Below are 16,994 nucleotides of genomic sequence, written 5' to 3'. Positions count from 1 at the left end.
TCATGCCCGAGATCGAACGCCTCGACCGGTCGCCCGCCGGCGCGGCCGCCTGCGCGGACGGCCTCACCATCCGCCGGGCGCGCAAAGACGACCTGCCGCGCCTTGCCGCGCTCGAGGAGCGCGTGTTCGCCGGCGACCGGCTGAGCCCCCGCTCGTTCCGCGACATGGTGGAACGACGGTCCGCGAGCATGCTCGCCGCCGAGCGCGGCGGCGTCGTGATTGGCTATGCCCTGGTACTCTATCGCACCGGCACCTCGATCGCCCGCCTCTATTCCGTCGCCGTCGATCCCGACGCCATCCGCGGCGGCATCGGCCGCCGCCTGCTCGCCGCCGTCGAAGACGATGCGCGGGCGCGCGGGGCGCTGTTCCTGCGGCTCGAAGTGCGCCAGGACAATCGGCCGGCGATCGCCCTCTACAAGGGCGCCGGCTACCAGGAATTCGATCGCCTCGCCGATTATTACGCCGACCACGAGACCGCGCTCAGGCTCGAGAAGTCGCTGATCGCCCACCACCGTCCCGTGGCCCGCGACGCGCCCTATTATCCTCAGACGACCGAGTTCACCTGCGGCCCGGCCGCGATGGCGATGGCCATGGCCGCTCTCGAACCCGGCCTCGCTCCCACGCGCGCCCTCGAGCTCACGCTGTGGCGCGAGGCGACGACGATCTTCATGACCTCGGGCCACGGCGGCTGCGATCCCGTCGGCATGGCGGTGGCCCTCAAGCGCCGCGGCTTCTCGACCGGCGTCTGGCTCAACCAGCGCCCGCCCCTCTTTCTCGACGGCGTGCGCACCGCCGACAAGCGCGCCGTGATGACGATCGTGCAGGAGACCTTCCGCGCCGACGCCGAGGCGCTCGGCGTGCCGATCGCCGAGCGGGCCCTGACACGGGACGAACTCGTCGCCGCCCTCGATTCCGGCGCCTGCGCGATCGTCCTCATCAGCGCCTGGCGAATGTACCACGAGCGCTATCCGCACTGGATCCTGGTTTACGGCCACGACGAGCGAACCGTCTTCGCACACGATCCGTTTATCGATCCGGATCGCCACGAGGCGGCGATCGCCAAGGCCCACATCGCCATTCCTTGGCCCGAGTTCGACGCCATGAGCGCCTACGGCCGCTCCCGCCTCCGGGCTGCGGTTCTCGTCGGCAAAGGAGACACCCGATGACCTGGCTCGTCCTCGTGGACAAGCCCGCCGATCTGCCGAATGCGGAAACCCCGCACAAGGTGATGACGGTTCACGATTATCTGCTGCGGCCGAAGCTGTTCGGCGAAACCAAGCCGACCATCATCAACCTCGCCCGCTCCTACGCCTATCAGGGCGGGGGCTATTATTGCTCCCTGCTCGCCGAGGCCCGCGGCCACCGCGTGATCCCCTCGGTCGAAACGATGATCGAGCTCTCGCGCAAACCGCTCTACGCGATTTCGCTGCCCGATCTCGAGGATAGCCTCAACAAGGCGATCCGGGCGATGAAGGCGCCGCCGCAGGGCGAGTTCCGCCTCACCTTCTTCTTCGGCCGCTGTCCCGACGAGCGCTTCGAGGCGTTTGGACGGCTCCTGTTCGACTGGTACCGAACGCCCCTCCTCAAGGTGAAGATCACGGGAGACGGCTGGCGCTCGATCGCCCGCATCCGCACACCGTCCGTCGCCGATCTCTCCGACGAGGAGCGCGGCTTTCTCTTTCACGCCCTCGATCTCTATACCCGTCGCGCCTGGCGCGCGCCGCGCAGCCGCACCACGTTCCGCTATTCCATGGCGGTGCTCTACGATCCGAACGCGGTCCTGCCGCCCTCGGCGCCTCCGACGCTGAAGCACATGGCCAAGGTCGCCGCCCGGCTCGGGGTTGCCGTGGAGCCGATCGAGAAGAGCGATCTCGACCGGCTGACCGAATTCGACGCCCTGTTCATCCGCGAGACGACGGCGATCGACAACCACACCTACCGCTTCGCCCGCCGTGCGACCCAGGAGGGCATGCCGGTCATCGACGATCCGGTCTCGATGATCCGCTGCACCAACAAGGTCTATCTGGCCGAGCTCCTGGCCGCGAACGACATCGCGATCCCGAAGACCGTCATCATCGACAGCCTCAAACAGTGCGAGACCCTGCCCGACGAGCTCGGCTGGCCGATCGTGCTGAAGATCCCGGACGGCTCGTTCAGCCGCGGCGTCTTCAAGCTCGACGAGCCCGCAGCACTTTCCGCGAAGCTATCGGAATTGCTGGATGAATCGGATCTGGTGCTGGCCCAGGAATTCGTGCCGACGAGCTTCGATTGGCGCATCGGCGTGCTCGGCGGCGAGCCCTTGTTCGCCTGCCAGTACATGATGGCGAAGAAGCACTGGCAGATCATCCACCACCAGCCCGGCAAGCCCGCCGAGGAAGGCCGTTTCCGCGCCTTCACCATCGCCGAGGCGCCGCCCGCCGTCATCGAGACCGCGGTCAAGGCGGCCCGCCTCATCGGCGACGGGCTCTACGGTGTCGATCTCAAGGAGACGGAAAACGGCGTGCTCGTCATCGAGATCAACGACAATCCGAACCTCGAGCACGGCATCGAGGATTCGGTCGAGAAGGACGCCGTGTGGGAAAAGCTGGTCGGCTGGTTCGTCGACCGGCTCGACCGGCGGCGCTGACGGGCGCTCAGGGCACGCCGCCCGCCGTCGCCGCCTCGAGCGACTTGGCGATCGCCGCGCACAAGGCGGCGATCGTGGTGTTGCGGCTCTTGGCCGCCGTCTCGAGCGTCAGGGTCTGCCCGCTCGCCATCACGATGCCGAGCTGTCCGGCGCGCTCCGCCTCATCGCCCCCGCTGGTGTCGGGCGGCGTCGGCAGCACGGCGATGGCGCGGCGCTGGAGCTCGACGACATCGGTGCCGACGAAGCTTTGCCCGGCACAGAATTCCAGCACGCCGAGCTGATTGTGCGCGGCGTCGTAGAGCTGCTTCTTCTGGGCGTCCGACAGGCCCGGTGGCGGAGCATCGGCGGGCGCGGCGGTCTGCGCGGACGCATCTGCCGCGGCGAACAGCGCGGTCGCCGCAAGCGTCCCCAACAGCCACCCGCGATGCCTCACGGCCTCTCCTCCCCGTCCACGCCAGCGCCGCGGCCGTCGTACCGCCCGAGCGGGCGGCGGTGGCTTTCCGCGGCTCTCCCCAATCGAGAGGCTGGCGCGCCGCCCGTCAAGCCTGGCGTTCGGGGATGCGCACGACGAGACCGTCGAGCGCGGCGGTCACCTTGATCTGGCACGACAGGCGCGAGTTCGGCTTCACGTCGTAGGCGAAGTCGAGCATGTCCTCTTCCATCGGCGCCGGCGCGCCGACCGCGTCGGTCCACGCCGGGTCGACATAGACGTGGCAGGTGGCGCAGGCACAGGCGCCGCCGCATTCGGCGTCGATGCCCGGCACGGAGTTGCGCACCGCATTCTCCATGACCGTCGTGCCGATGTCCGCCGCGATCTCGAAGGGCGTTCCGTCGTGGGTGATGTACGTGATGCGAGCCATGAGACGTCTTTCGAGCAGGCGCGGAAGAAGGCGGAGGGCGCTTCGCTATATTGAACGATCGTATAGCAGAAGCCCGATTTCGAGCCCTTCGAATAACGCCTTGTCCACAGCCGTCAAGCGCCCCGAATCCGGGCGCCCCGGGCTTGTGCTGCGGAGCGTCGTTAACCACGTTGCGCAAGCGGAAAAAACGGCCGGTTCCGAAATTGCTAATGATTCGTTACCATCCGGCCACAGGTGGGGAGAAGTCTGTCCGCCGTCACCGCTTTCTCTCTCTTCCTTCCGGAGAAAGCTGCAAATCGATCGATCAGGTGAAATGCCCTGAAAGGGTCGATGGCGGACAACGATCCCACGCACGGAGGATCGCGGGGTTTTGCCGCGCGTTCCGCCGGACAGGCCGCTCGTTCGGGTGGCTGCGGTGAGTGAGTACGGACGCGAGGCGAACAAGATGCCCCAGACCCCCAGGTGAAAGATCCCGCCGAGGCCGCGCTTTCGGCGATCGAGGAGGCTCTGAAGTTCGATCTGGCGGACACCCCGCCGGCCGAACCGGCGACGCCCACCGCGGAGGTCCGGATGTCTGCGTCCACCCCGGACCTCGCCACGCCGCCTGACACCCCACCGCCGGCTCCCGCCGCCGTCGATGACGATCCGTTCCAGCCGCGCGCACAGGGCACAGGACGGAACCGCCCCCGCGAGGCGGCGAACGACGATGCCTTCCTGCCCGAGGCCCCGCCGCCCGCCTCGCTGCGGCCCGCCTCGCAGGGCGGCGGCTATGCGATCGCCTTCGGCGCCTCGACGCTTTGGGTGGTGCTCTGCGGCTATGTTGCGAGCCGAACCCTGCTGCCGAACCTGACCGGTCTCAAGGCTGCGGCGTTGCTCACCCAGCCCTCGTTGCTGACCTTCGCTGCGACCGTGGTCCTGCCCGTCGCGGTCATCTTCACGATCGCCGGTATCGTGCGCCGCGCGCGCGACATGAGCCTCGCCGCTCAAGCTCTCACCGACGCCGCCGCCCGCCTGTCCGCCCCCGGCGACGGCATCACCGAATCCGTCGTCTCCGTCGGCCACACCATTCGCCGCGAAGTCGCGGCGATGGGCGACGGCGTCGAACGCGCTCTCGCCCGTGCCGGCGAGCTCGAGACGCTGATCCATACGGAAGTCTCGTCCCTGGAGCGCGCGTTCAACGAAAACGATATGCGCGTCCGTAGCATGCTGTCGGATCTTGCAGCAGAACGTGAGGCGATCACCAACAATGCCGAGCGCCTGCGCGCCGCGATCTCCGGCGCCCATCGCGGGTTCTCCGACGAGCTGAAGCAGAGCACCGAAAAGCTCACCTCCGACCTCGACGCGGCCTCGAGCATGCTCGGGGCGACGGTCGAGACCCGCTCGGCCTCGCTCGCCTCCATGCTCAACCAGACCGGCGAATCGATCATCGAAGCGCTCGTCAGCCAGGGCGATTCCCTGGTCGCGCGCCTCAAGGCCGAGGGCGAAGTCGTCAGCACCGCGTTGTCCTCCACCGGCACCGAGCTCGGCACGCTGCTCGCCGAGCAGAGCCGCCTCGCCACCGAAGGCCTCACCCTTTCGTCCGAGACGATCCTGCAGGAGTTCCGCTCGGTCAGCGGCGTGATCGACGCCACCCTCTCGGCCACCGGCCGCACCGTCGTCGAGTTCCTCGCCGAGCGTTCGACGAGCGTGAACACCGAGATCGCGGCGACCGGCGAGCGCATCATCGAGGCCTTCGACGCCCGCACCCAGGACGTCACCACCGCCCTCACCGACAAGACCACCGAACTCGCCGCGACGATCGACGCCCAGACCCGCGACCTCACCGCCGTGGTGGTTTCGCGCGTCGGCGAGCTCGACCGCACCCTCTCCGAGACCGGCGCCCGCGTCACCGCCTCCGTCGCCACCACCGGCGAGCAGGTCCTCGACATGCTCGGCCAGCGCGTCACCGCGTTCGAGCAGGGCATCACCCGCACCGGCGAGCACATCGCGGCGACCCTCGAGGAGCGCGTCAGCGGCCTCGAGACCACCATCAGCGCGACGACGCTGGCCGTCACCGGCTCGATGGAGCAGCGCATCGGCGAGCTCGAGACCAGCATCGCCGACGCCGGCACCTCGGCGATCGCCGTCGTGCAGACCCGCGTCACCGAGCTCGAACAGGCCCTCGCCAACATCGGCGCAACCACGGCGGAGACCGCCGAAGCCCACATCGCCGAGATCCGCACGAGCCTCGCCCGCCTGGAGAGCGCGATCACCGAAGCCGGCTCCGTCACCTCGACGATGGTCGAGGCGCGTGCCGCCGAGGTGAATTCCGCCCTGTCCGCCCTCACCGCGAGCTTCGACGAGACCCTCGCCCGCCAGACGGCGGTCGCGGCGGAAGCGCTGCACAGCCGCGGCGACGAGGTCGTGTCTTCCATCAACTATCAGGTCGATCGCATTGCCGACGTGCTCAAGGGCACCGGCGATTCGATCGCCGTCGACATCGAGATCCGTGGCGAGACGCTGTCCGCCCGCCTCGACCAGTCGGTCACCCAGCTTCGCGACATCCTCTCGGTCGACGGCACCTCGGTGGCCGATCGCATCCAGACCACGACGACCAAAATCGAAACAGCGATCAACGTTCACGGCCGTGAACTTCAGAACGCGCTCGAGGATCGTCAGCGGGCCCTCGCGGAGATGCTGGAGCACCGCTCGGCGACGTTCCGCGCCATGCTCGACGACACCAGCCAGGACATCACCCAGACGCTCTCGGGCCGCGCCCAGGAACTCGCCGAAACGTTCGGCAGCCTCAGCGCCGAGATCCTCTCGGTCGTCTCCGACCAGACGCAGCGCATCTCCCACGACCTCGTTGCGGCCGGTCAGGCTGCCGCGGAGAAGGTCGTCGCCCATAGCGACAGCATGCGCGAGGCGATCGAGGGCCGCGTCGCGGCGCTCGAGAGCATCGTCGAGCTCAAGGTGCCCTCGGTCGTCGCCACCCTCGCCGCCCGCACGGCGGAACTCGAGGCGCTGTTTGCCGAGAAGAACGGCACGCTGGAGACCACCCTCGCCTCCCGCACGGTGGCGCTCGAGCAGACGCTGACCGAGCGCACCGACGCTCTCAACGGCACCCTGCGCACGGGCCTCGCCCGCATCGAGATCTCGCTCGCCGACCACACCAACACGCTCGGCACCTCGATCGCCGCCCAGGCCGAGGCATTCGAATATGCCGTGGCCGAGCGCACTGCATCGCTCGCGAGCACCCTCGAGACCGGCGCCCTGCGCCTCGAGGGCGCGCTGGACGGCCAGGCCGATCGCATCGGCACGGTGATCGCCGTGCATTCCGACACGTTCGAGCAGACCGTCACCGAGAAGACCAACGCCCTCAACGCAGCCATCGAGAGCGGCTTCGTCCGCATCGAGCAAACCCTCGACGGCAAGGTCTCGACGCTCGGCACGTCGCTCGTCGCCCACACGGAGGCCTTCGAGCGCTCCTTCGGCGAGCGGGCCGATGCCCTCGCCACCACGGTCGCGACCGGTGCCGAGCGCGTCGAGCGTGCACTGGAAGAGAAGACCACCGCCATCGACGGCGCCCTGCGCTCCCACACCGAAACGTTCGATCGCACCTTCGCCGAGCGCGCCGAAATCCTCGCGAAGGCGGTCGACGTGAACGTCAACCGGGTCGAGCGCGCCTTCGACGAGAAGGCGGACGCGATCGGCACGACCATCCTGGTCCACGCCGAGGCCTTCGAGAACGCCATCAACAGCCGCGCCGACATGCTCGCCGGCACCCTCGATGGCAGCGTCGAGCGGATCGAGCGCGTGCTCGACGAAAAGGCGGCGACCGTCAGCAGCGCCATTGTGGCTCAGACGGAGGCCCTCGAGGCCGCCCTCGTCGGCCGTGCCACAACGCTTGCCGAGACGGTCGACGGCACGGCACAGCGCATCGAGCAGATCCTTGAGGAGAAGACCGAAGCCCTCGGTTCTTCGCTCGACAGCCGCACCGCGACCCTGGAGCTCATGGTCGGCGCCCGCGCCGACGCGCTCGCCGGCGCCGTGGAAGGCACTGCGCTGCGCCTCGGCTCGGTGCTCGACGAGAAGACCACGGCCCTCGACGCCGTGCTCGAGAGCCGCGCCACCGCGATCGAGGTCGTCGTCGGCGCCCGTGCCGACGCCCTCGCCGGCGCTGTGGAAGGCTCCGCTCGGCGCATCGCCGCCGTCCTCGACGACAAGACGGCGGCCTTCACCGAGGCGCTCGACAGCCGCGCCGTCGCGATCGACGTCGCCGTCGGCGCCCGCGCCGACGCCCTCGCCAGTGCGGTGGAAGGCACCGCCCAGCGCGTCGCCGCCGTGCTCGACGACAAGACGGCGGCCCTCGAAGCCGCCCTCGACAGCCGGGCCGCCACGCTCGAAGTCGTCGTCGGAGCTCGGGCCGATGCCCTCGCCGGCGCGGTGGACGGCACCGCCCAGCGCGTCGCCGCCGTGCTCGACGACAAGACAGCGGCGCTCGAAGCCGCCCTCGACAGCCGGGCCACCACACTCGAAGTCGTCGTCGGAGCCCGGGCCGATGCCCTCGCCGGCGCCGTGGACGGCACCGTCCAACGCATCGAGACGGTGCTCGAAGACAAGACCGCGACCCTGGAAGCCGCCCTCGAGAGCCGGGCAACGACGCTCGAAGTCCTCGTCGGCTCCCGCGCCGATGCCCTCGCCGGCGCCGTCGAAGGCACGGCCCGGACCATCGCCGCTGTCCTCGACGACAAGACGGCCGTGCTCGCCGCGACCCTCGACGACCGGACCGCGACGCTCGACGTCGCCGTCGGCGGGCGTGCCGACGCCCTCGCCGGCGCCGTGGACGGCACCGTCCGGCGCATCGAGGCGGTCCTCGAAGACAAGACCGCGACGCTGGAAGCCGCCCTCGAGAGCCGGGCGACGACGCTCGAAGTCCTCGTCGGCGCTCGTGCCGATGCTCTCGCCGGCGCCGTGGAAGGCACCGTCCAGCGCATCTCCGGCGTGCTCGACGAGCAGGCGACGACGCTCGCCACCTCGCTCGACGTTCGCACCGCGACGCTCGAACTCGCGCTCGGAGGCCGGACCGACTCGATCGCCAGCACGCTCGACGGGACGGTTCGCCGTCTGGAAGGCCTGTTCGACGAGAAGACCGCGGCCCTCGACGTGTCGCTCGACAGCCGCGCCGCCGCCTTCGAAGCCGCGGTCGGCGCTCGCACCGACCTCCTCGCGAACGCCGTGGAAGGGTCCGTCGGCCGCATCGAGAGCGCGCTCGACACCCGCGCCGCCTCCGTCGCCGGCACCATCGAGGCCCGCTCGCGGAGCTTCGAGCAGGCGATCGGGCAGCACACCTCGGCGCTCACCGGCGTCATCGACGGCGGTGTGGATCGCATCGAGACGGTGCTCGGCACCAACTCGAACGCCATCAGCACGGCGATCCTGTCGCACACCGAGGCGTTCGAGCAGGCCGTCAACGACCGCATCGAAGCAGCCAACACCCTCGTCATCAGCCGCACCGACGAGATCGCCGAGGTGATGGACAAGCGCACCGCCATGGTGGCGGACGTGCTCCAGCGCCGCATCGACGAGCTGAGCGGCACCCTGATCGCCCGCACCCGCGAGTTCGCCCAGGCGGCCGCGGCCGAGCAGGCCAACATCGCGACCACGATCGAGGCGGCGCTCGACACTGCGAGCACCTCCCTCCTCGCCAAGGCCGAGCAGGCCCTGGCCGAGTTCGACGCCCGCGCGGCGGCCCAGAACGACGAGATCGCGCGCCGTATCGGCGAGGCCGCGAACCTCATCGGCAGCGAATCGGATCGTGCCCGCGACACCGTCGCCGCCCTGCTCGCGGAGCTCGCCGGTCTCGTCTCGACCGAAAGCACCCGGGCCCGTGCGGAGCTCGGCCACGCGATCACCGAGATCACGGGCGGCCTGTCCGCCGAGGCCGAGCGCGCCCGTGCGATGCTCGACACCACCTTGAAGACGATGCTCGGCACGCTCTCGGGCCGCGCCGAGGAGACCCGCCGCTCGCTGGTGACGGCGATCGGCGAGACGATGCAGGCCCTCGCCAGCGAGAGCGAGCGGACCCGCACCGCCGTCACCCACGAGGCACGCGAGGCGACCCGGCTCCTCGCCGAGGAGAGCGAGCGCTCGCGGACGACGATCCAGACGGCCGCGGCCGGGGCCGCAGAGACCCTCGGCGACGCCACCGGGGCGATCGACACCGTCCTCGCCAAGCGGACGAGCGAGATCGCGACGCTGCTCGACGCCGACGCCAACGCCCTGGTGACGACCGTCGCCGGCCACGCCGAGACGATCTCCGCCAACCTGCGCGAGACCCGTGCCGCGCTCGAGCACGTGCTCGGCGAAGAAGGCGAGCGCGCCCGCACGCTCATCGAGAGCGCCGCGGCCGGCGCCGCCGCGACCCTGTCGAACGCCGGCGGTTCGCTCGACGCCCTGCTCACGGCCCGCTCGAACGAGATCGCCGGCCTCCTCGACGCCGACGCGAACGCGTTCGTCGCCGCCGTCGCCGGCCACGCCGACCGCATCTCCGCCGGCCTGCGCGAGGCCCGCGCCGGTCTGGAGCGGCTGCTCGGCGAGGAAGGCACCCGGTCGCGCCTGTCCATCGAGCGTGCCGTCGGCGCGGCGACCGAGGCGATCAACGGAGCCACCGGCGCGATCGATACCATGCTGTCGAGCCGCACCGAGGCGCTGGCGAGCGTCCTCAACGCCGACGCGGGCCTCTTCGTCGCGTCCGTTACCGAACAGGCGAACCGCCTCTCGAACGTTCTAGCCGAGACCCGGACGAGCCTGGAGCGCCTGCTCGGCGAAGAGGAGACCCGCTCGCGGGCGGTGATCGAGAGCGCCGTCGCCAACGCGACCGAGACCCTCGGCAGCGCAGCGCGGACCGTCGATGCGATCCTCTCCAACCGCACCAACGAGCTCGCGAACCTGCTCGACAGCGACGCCAACGTGCTGGTGACCACCATCGCCGGACACGCCGACCGCATCGCCGCGACCCTCGACGAAGCCCGTGGCTCGCTGGAACGGCTGCTCGGCCAGGAGGGCAACCGCTCGCGCATGGCCCTCGAAGGCGCCGTGGCGCGCACCGCAGAGGCGATGGCGGAAGCCACCGCCACCGTCGACGCGCTCCTCTCCAACCGGACGACGGAGATCGCCAACCTGCTCGACACCGACGGCAACGCCTTCGTCGCCGCCGTCTCGGGCCAGGCCAACCGCATCTCGGCGACCCTCGGCGAAACCCGCGCGACCCTGGAACGCCTGCTGCGCGAGGAAGGCGTCCAACTCGTCGAGACCATCCGTGCCGAGAGCACGGAGATGTCCCGCACCATCGCCGCGGAGAGCCGCAACGCCGTCGCCGCTGCGGCGGCCGCGAGCCAGCAGGTCCATCAGGACGTCGCCGGCATCCTCGAGCGGCTGCAGACGACCACGTCGGACTTCGCCGCGATTGCCCGCGCCACGGGCGGCGAGCTCGACGCGATCGGCAACGCGGTCGCGAGCCACAGCGAAACCCTGCGCGCCGTCATCGAGCGCGCCGGCGAAGAGACGACCCAGTCCTCGCGGCAGATCGGCGCGCAGACCTATGCGCTGCGCGAGATCGTCAGCGGCGCCCTCAAGGAGCTGTCGACGATCGCCAGTCATGTGGAAGCGCAGGCGCTCGGCCTCGACGAGGTCACCAACCGCTTCGCCGAGATCACCCGCTCGTCGGACGGCGCGGTCGAAGAGCGCCGCGCGGCCCTCGAAGGCCTGACCCAGGACCTCACCGCCAAGGCCGAGGCCCTCGAGTCGCTGATGCGCGCCTTCACCAGCCAGGCCGAGCGCGCGATCGCCACCGCCGAGGAAAAGGCGCAGCGCGTCGCGAGCACCCTCGCCGCCCAGGCCGACGCGGTGACCGGCGCACTTGCCGGCACGGCCGAGGCCGCGACCGAGGCGCTGACCTCGGGCCTCGGCGAGTTGCAGAGCGTCGCGGACCGCGAGGGTGAGCGCTCGCGCGAAACGATCCGCCGCGTCCATGCGGCGATCAGCGAAGAGGTCCAGCGCGCCGTCGGCGAGCTCACCACCCGCTTCGCCCAGCTCTCGAATGACATGTCGGGCGCCGCGGCGAGCATGCGCGAGGAGCTCGAGGTGACGCGCGGCGAACTGCAGCGCGGCCTGTTCGAGCTGCCCCAGGAGACCCAACGCAACGCCAACCAGATGCGTCGCGTCGTCTCCGAGCAGCTTCAGGCCCTCGACGAGCTGTCGGCCATCGTGAGCCGCCACTCGGCCTCGCTCGGCGCCGGTGGCGCGGGCATCCCGGCTTCCGGCGGCGTCGCCGTCGCCGAGCGGCCGCGTACCCCTGCCGCCCAGCCGCAGGCCCCCGCCCCGCCCCCGCCCCGACCCAGGCCCGTGCGCCGGTTCCGGAGCGCGTCGAGCGTCCGCAGCCGCCCCGTCCGGCTCCGACCCCGGCGCCCGCCGCCTACGGCGAGCCGCCGCGCGAGGACGCCGTGAACGGGGCCGCCCGCAGCCGCCCCGCGCCGGCGCCCCAGCCGCCGGCCGCCGGCAGCGCGACGCGGGGCTGGCTGAGCGACCTGCTCCGCCGCGCCTCGCACGAGGAGGAGACGGTCGAGATCGAGGACGACGAGGCGTCGGAGCCGGAAGCCCCGGTGATGAGCCCCGTCATCGAGCGCAGCCAATCGCTCGAGCAGCTCGCGACGGAGATCTCGCGTGCCATCGACGAGGAAGCCTATGCCGATCTCTGGCAGCGTCATCGCCGCGGCGAGCGCAACGTCTTCACCCGCCGGCTCTACACGCTGAAGGGTCAGCAGACGTTCGATCAGATCCGCCGGAAATATCAGCGCGATGAAGGGTTCCGGACGGCGGTCGACCGCTATGTCGACGAGTTCGAGCGGCTGCTCTCGGACATCGAGCCGAACGATCGCGACGGTGTCCGCGGACAGGCCTACCTCGCCTCGGAAACCGGCAAGATCTATACGGTGCTCGCCCACGCCAGCAACCGCCTCAACTGAGGCGGACTGAGCGGCCCTCCCGCCCAGGCGGAGGGCCGGTCGGCCCGAGCGAGAGCGCACCGCTCAACTCCCGAATCAAAAGGCCCCGCCGATCGCTCGGCGGGGCCTTTTTCATTTCAGACGTGCACCGGTGCCTTCGAATGCGGCCTGCGCTTTCGAAGCCTACCCGCGCTCAGGCGCCGGAGAGATGCGGCAGCGGATCGACCGGCTGCGAGCCCTTGCGCAGCTCGAAGTGAACCTGCGGCTGGGACACGGTCCCGGTGGCGCCGGCATTGGCGATCACCTGACCGCGGCGCACCTGCTCGCCGCGCTTCACCAGGAGATCCTTGTTGTGGGCGTAGGCGGTGACCCAGCCGCCCTCGTGGCGGATCAGCACGAGATTGCCGAAGCCGGTCAACTCGTTGCCGGCATAGATGACGACGCCGGCCTCGGCCGCCTTGACGGGAGTGCCTTCCGGCACGGCGATGTTGATGCCGTCGTTCTGCTCGCCGTTCGGCTTCTTGCCGAAACCAGCGACGATGCGGCCGCGCACCGGCCAGCGGAAGCCGGAGCCGCCCTGATCCTCGTCAGCCTGCGCACCGGCCGCCGAATCGGCCTTCGCGGCGTCGCTCGCCACCTTGCCGCCGGCACCGGCCGCGGCCGGCAGCGACGCAACCTGCGTGGAGGCGCCCGCGGCATCGGCGGGAGCGGCCGGCACACCCGGCGCAGCGGGCGTGGTCGCCGCCGCGGCATTCGGGTCGGCCGGGGGAATCGGCGGCTCGCTGATCTTCGTCGCCTGATCGTTGAGCGTGGTCGGGGGCGCGCCGATCGGCTGCACGGCGGTCGGGGCGACCGAGGCGACCTGGGTGCCGGCCGCCGACGCACCCGGGATGCGCAGCGTGGCGCCGATCTTGATCTCGGTGTTCGGCGCAAGGCCGTTCGCCTGGGCGATCGCAGAGGGCGCAACATGGTACTTGCGGGCGATCGAATAGAGCGTCTCGCCGGGCGTCACGGTGTGAGTGCCTGCGGTGAGCCCGGCCGTCGCGACAGGCTGTGCAACCGCGGGCGCAGCCGCAACCTGGGGCGCGGCGCCGGTGAAATAAGCCGGGATCACGATCTGGCGGCCGGCGAGCGGGACGGTCGGACCGCCGAGGCGGTTCACGGCGACAATCGCATCGGCCGGAACGCCGTAGCGATTCGACAGCGACGCCGCGGTATCGCCGGGCTGCGCGGTGATCGTGGTGCCGTTGACGGTGGACCAGTTCTTGTAGGTGACGGCCGCGCCGGTTGCGGCGAGAGAGGCGGTCTGCACCGGAGCGGCACCCGCGCCGGACGGCGGCGGCAGGCTCGAGGACGAAACCGATCCCGCCGGCGAGGACTGGAGCGGTGTCGCCATCGCCATGTCCTGACTGCCCATCACCGCCTGCTGGTTCGGCGTCGAGGCGGTGAAGATCGGTCCCTCGCTGAACCGAGAGATGTCGCTGCAACCCGCCGCAGAGGCGGCCAGAACGAGGAGACCTGCAACCCGCAATGTCCCGCCTGGCGTGATGATCTTCGCCTTAAGCATCGCCCTCACTCGCTCGCTACCCGTGCCGACGAGTAGACGCCAACAGCGTTTATGAAGGTTTAATTCGGCCGAAAACGCCCAAGATTCAGGCCATTCCCAGGCCGATCCCGGGGCCGGAAGGAGGCATCGGCCGCTCGAGACGTGGCCCGACGCTCAGAGCTTGGTCGCAACGCCCGGTACCATCGGCACGAATCTGACATCCGCAAGGGCGGTCGAATCGACGCCGCGCTGGGTGCGCACGATCCGCATCAGCTTCTGGACGCCGAGCGGCGGCCCCATCGGCATCACCATGATGCCGCCGATGCGCAATTGGTCGATCAGGGGACGCGGGGCGGACGGCGCCGACGCGGTCAGCAGAATGCGGTCGAACGGAGCCTTCTCCGACCAGCCGTTCGCGCCGTCGTCCACCTTGACGCTGACATTCGTCACCCGCAGCACCGCAAGGCGCTCTTCCGCGAGCGCGGCGAGCGTGTGATAGCGCTCGACCGAGAACACCTCTTTGCAAAGCCGGCTCAGCACCACGGTCTGATAGCCGGAGCCGGTGCCGATCTCGAGGACGCGATGCTCGGGTTCGATTGCAAGCGCGTCCGTCATCATGGCGACGACGGACGGCGCAGAGATGGTCTGGCCGCATTCGATCGGCAACGGCCGGTCTTCGAAGGCGTCCTTGCGGTAGGGTGCCGGCACGAAGAGGCGGCGCGGGATCTGCTCGATCGCCGAATAGATTCGCTTGTCCCGCACCCCGCGGCGCCGAAGCTCCAGAATGAGGTGCGCGAGCGCGATGCGCTGGGTTTCGTCGGCGCTGTTTTCTTCGGCCATCCCTACCCGCTTCCCACGATCCGCCGGCTTCGCCCCGACCCTATCACACGAGGTCGAGATGCCCGGCGAGACGATCGGCGAGATCGCGGGCGGTCATGTCGAGGCGCAGCGGCGTCACCGAGATGCGGCCCTCGGCCATCGCGCGCAGATCGGTGCCGCGCGGCGCCTCGAAGCGTTCACGCCGCATGGCGATCCAATAATAGGGCAGACCACGGCCGTCGCTGCGCTCGTCGATGTCGACGAAGGCCTGATTGCGCTTGCCCTGGGACGTGATCTCGATCCCCTCGACCTTCTCGGGCGGGCGGTCGGGAAAATTGATGTTGAGAACGATGTCCGGCGGCAGCGAGAGCTCGAGCAGCCGCGTCAGCAGGTCGGGAGCATGCGCCTCCGCCGTCACGAACTTCGGATCGTGGCGCGTCTCGGCCGAGAACGATTGCGACAGCGCGAACGAGCGGATGCCGAGCAGCGTCCCCTCCATCGCACCGGCGACCGTCCCCGAATAGCCGATGTCGTCGGCGACGTTCTGCCCGCGGTTGACGCCCGAGAGGACGAGGTCCGGCGGCTCGGGCATCAGGTGGCGGATGCCCATGATGACGCAATCGGTCGGCGTGCCGTGGACGGCGAAACGCCGGTCACCGAGCGCCCGCAGCCGGAGCGGATCGCTCAGGGTCAGCGAGTGGGACTTGCCGGATTGATCGGTCTCCGGCGCCACCACCCAGACTTCGTCGGCGAGCTTGTGGGCGACGCGCTCCAGCGCCGCGAGGCCGGGGGCGTTGATCCCGTCATCGTTGGTCAGCAGGATGCGCATGGAAATCTCCGCAAGCGGGGCCGAACGGGGTCGCAAGCCTCAGGCCCGCGCGATCCTGTCCTTGTTGCCGAAATAAGGCCGGAGCGCGTCCGGCACGGTGACCGACCCGTCGGCGTTCTGGTAGTTCTCGAGAACGGCGATGAGCGCGCGGCCGACGGCGATGCCCGAGCCGTTCAAAGTGTGGACATAACGCGGCGACTTGCCGCCGGCCGGGCGGGTGCGCGCGTTCATGCGCCGCGCCTGGAAATCGCCGCAGACCGAGCAGCTCGAAATCTCGCGATAGGTGTTCTGCCCCGGCACCCAGACCTCGATGTCGTAGGTCTTCTGCGAGGCGAAGCCCATGTCGCCGGTGCACAGGGTGATGACGCGGTACGGCAAGCCGAGCCGCTTCAGAACCGTCTCGGCGCAGGCGAGCATGCGCTCGTGCTCCTCGATCGACTGCTCCGGCGTGGTGATCGAGACCATCTCCACCTTGCCGAACTGGTGCTGGCGCAGCATGCCGCGGGTGTCGCGGCCGGCGGCGCCGGCTTCGAGGCGGAAGCACGGCGTATAGGCGGTGAAGCGCAGCGGCAGCGCCTCGTCGTCGAGGATCTGTTCGCGCACCAGATTGGTGAGCGGCACCTCGGCGGTCGGGATCAGCCAGCGGCCGTCCATGGTGCGGAACTGGTCGTCGGCGAACTTCGGCAGTTGCGCGGTGCCGAACATCACCTCGTCGCGGACGAGGATCGGCGGCGCCACCTCGGTGTAGCCGTGCTCGCCGGTGTGGAGGTCGAGCATGAACTGGGCGAGCGCGCGCTCGAGCCGGGCGAGATCGCCCTTGAGCACCACGAAGCGGGCCCCGGCGAGTTTCGCCGCCGCCTCGAAATCCATCATGCCGAGCGCTTCGCCGATCTCGAAATGCTGGAGAACGGGGAAGTCGAAGTGCGGCACCTCGCCGACCCGGCGCACCTCGACATTGTCCGATTCGTCGCGGCCGAACGGCACGTCGGCGAGCGGCACGTTCGGGATCATGGCGAGCGCACCGTCGAGCTCGGCTTCGATCTCGCGCACGGCGGCTTCGTCCTGGGGCAGCCGCTCCTTGAGCAGCGTCACCTCGGCCATCAGCGCGGAGGCCTTGGCCTCGTCCTTCGCGGCCTTGGCCTGACCGATCTCCTTGGAGGCGGCGTTGCGGCGCTCCTGGAGGGTCTGCAACTCGGACACGAGCTTGCGGCGGCGCTCGTCGAGCGCGACGAGATCGGCGGCGCGGGGCGCCTGGCCGCGGCTCGCGAGCGCGCGGTCGAGCTCATCCTGATTGTCGCGGATCCAGCGGATATCGAGCATGAAACGGCTC

The 16,994-nt window shown here is 70.0% G+C and carries 10 protein-coding genes; 4 read left to right on the top strand and 6 right to left on the bottom strand.

Annotation, left to right across the window (positions count from 1 at the left end; all coding sequences use genetic code 11):
• Positions 1-2: 2 nt before the first annotated feature.
• Complete coding sequence (locus F0357_RS17755; RefSeq protein ID WP_153485226.1) at positions 3-1,166, top strand: peptidase C39 family protein; 1,164 nt, start codon at positions 3-5, stop codon at positions 1,164-1,166.
• Positions 1,163-2,626, top strand: a complete 1,464-nt coding sequence (locus F0357_RS17750; protein ID WP_153485224.1) for a RimK family ATP-grasp domain-containing protein — start codon at positions 1,163-1,165, stop codon at positions 2,624-2,626. The genes F0357_RS17755 and F0357_RS17750 overlap by 4 nt, the downstream gene beginning before the upstream one ends.
• A 7-nt stretch (positions 2,627-2,633) precedes the next feature.
• Here F0357_RS17750 and F0357_RS17745 read toward each other — a convergent pair whose 3' ends face one another.
• Together F0357_RS17745 and F0357_RS17740 are read right to left on the bottom strand one after the other, a co-directional pair.
• Complete coding sequence (locus tag F0357_RS17745) at positions 2,634-3,059, bottom strand: hypothetical protein (protein ID WP_153485219.1); 426 nt, start codon at positions 3,057-3,059, stop codon at positions 2,634-2,636.
• Between the two features lie 106 nt (positions 3,060-3,165).
• Positions 3,166-3,486 (bottom strand): 2Fe-2S iron-sulfur cluster-binding protein, encoded by a 321-nt coding sequence (locus F0357_RS17740; protein WP_153485216.1) that lies wholly within the window; start codon positions 3,484-3,486, stop codon positions 3,166-3,168.
• A 462-nt stretch (positions 3,487-3,948) separates the two neighbouring features.
• Here F0357_RS17740 and F0357_RS17735 point away from each other — a divergent pair, with 462 nt between their 5' ends.
• Positions 3,949-11,973 carry an apolipoprotein A-IV repeat region-like domain-containing protein gene (locus tag F0357_RS17735; protein WP_153485212.1) on the top strand — a complete coding sequence of 2,675 codons (8,025 nt, stop codon included), beginning with the start codon at positions 3,949-3,951 and terminating at the stop codon, positions 11,971-11,973.
• Positions 11,970-12,491: a hypothetical protein gene (locus F0357_RS17730; RefSeq protein WP_153485202.1), complete on the top strand. Its 522-nt coding sequence runs from the start codon at positions 11,970-11,972 to the stop codon at positions 12,489-12,491. The genes F0357_RS17735 and F0357_RS17730 overlap by 4 nt, the downstream gene beginning before the upstream one ends.
• A 172-nt stretch (positions 12,492-12,663) precedes the next feature.
• On the opposite strand, the gene F0357_RS17725 is transcribed toward F0357_RS17730, so the two are convergent.
• The 4 genes from F0357_RS17725 to serS all read right to left on the bottom strand — a co-directional run bounded on the left by F0357_RS17725 (position 12,664) and on the right by serS (position 16,984).
• Complete coding sequence (locus tag F0357_RS17725) at positions 12,664-14,037, bottom strand: LysM peptidoglycan-binding domain-containing M23 family metallopeptidase (RefSeq protein WP_153485200.1); 1,374 nt, start codon at positions 14,035-14,037, stop codon at positions 12,664-12,666.
• Positions 14,038-14,190: 153 nt separating this feature from the next.
• Positions 14,191-14,856: a protein-L-isoaspartate(D-aspartate) O-methyltransferase gene (locus F0357_RS17720; RefSeq protein WP_153485198.1), complete on the bottom strand. Its 666-nt coding sequence runs from the start codon at positions 14,854-14,856 to the stop codon at positions 14,191-14,193.
• 43 nt (positions 14,857-14,899) lie between these two features.
• Positions 14,900-15,664, bottom strand: a complete 765-nt coding sequence (surE, locus tag F0357_RS17715; protein WP_153485195.1) for a 5'/3'-nucleotidase SurE — start codon at positions 15,662-15,664, stop codon at positions 14,900-14,902.
• A gap of 39 nt (positions 15,665-15,703) precedes the next feature.
• Complete coding sequence (gene serS / locus F0357_RS17710; protein WP_153485192.1) at positions 15,704-16,984, bottom strand: serine--tRNA ligase; 1,281 nt, start codon at positions 16,982-16,984, stop codon at positions 15,704-15,706.
• Positions 16,985-16,994 lie beyond the last annotated feature (10 nt).

The organism is Segnochrobactrum spirostomi, from assembly GCF_009600605.1.
Taxonomy (GTDB): Bacteria; Pseudomonadota; Alphaproteobacteria; order Rhizobiales; family Segnochrobactraceae; genus Segnochrobactrum; species Segnochrobactrum spirostomi.
This window is presented reverse-complemented; position numbering and strand designations above follow the sequence as displayed.

Excerpts from the sequence above, each read along its gene's own strand:
- surE (WP_153485195.1), bottom strand. The coding sequence starts at position 15,664 with ATGCGCATCCTGCTGACCAACGATGACGGGATCAACGCCCCCGGCCTC.
- serS (WP_153485192.1), bottom strand. The coding sequence starts at position 16,984 with ATGCTCGATATCCGCTGGATCCGCGACAATCAGGATGAGCTCGACCGC.
- F0357_RS17750 (WP_153485224.1), top strand. The coding sequence starts at position 1,163 with ATGACCTGGCTCGTCCTCGTGGACAAGCCCGCCGATCTGCCGAATGCG.
- F0357_RS17725 (WP_153485200.1), bottom strand. The coding sequence starts at position 14,037 with ATGCTTAAGGCGAAGATCATCACGCCAGGCGGGACATTGCGGGTTGCA.
- F0357_RS17720 (WP_153485198.1), bottom strand. The coding sequence starts at position 14,856 with ATGGCCGAAGAAAACAGCGCCGACGAAACCCAGCGCATCGCGCTCGCG.
- F0357_RS17755 (WP_153485226.1), top strand. The coding sequence starts at position 3 with ATGCCCGAGATCGAACGCCTCGACCGGTCGCCCGCCGGCGCGGCCGCC.
- F0357_RS17740 (WP_153485216.1), bottom strand. The coding sequence starts at position 3,486 with ATGGCTCGCATCACGTACATCACCCACGACGGAACGCCCTTCGAGATC.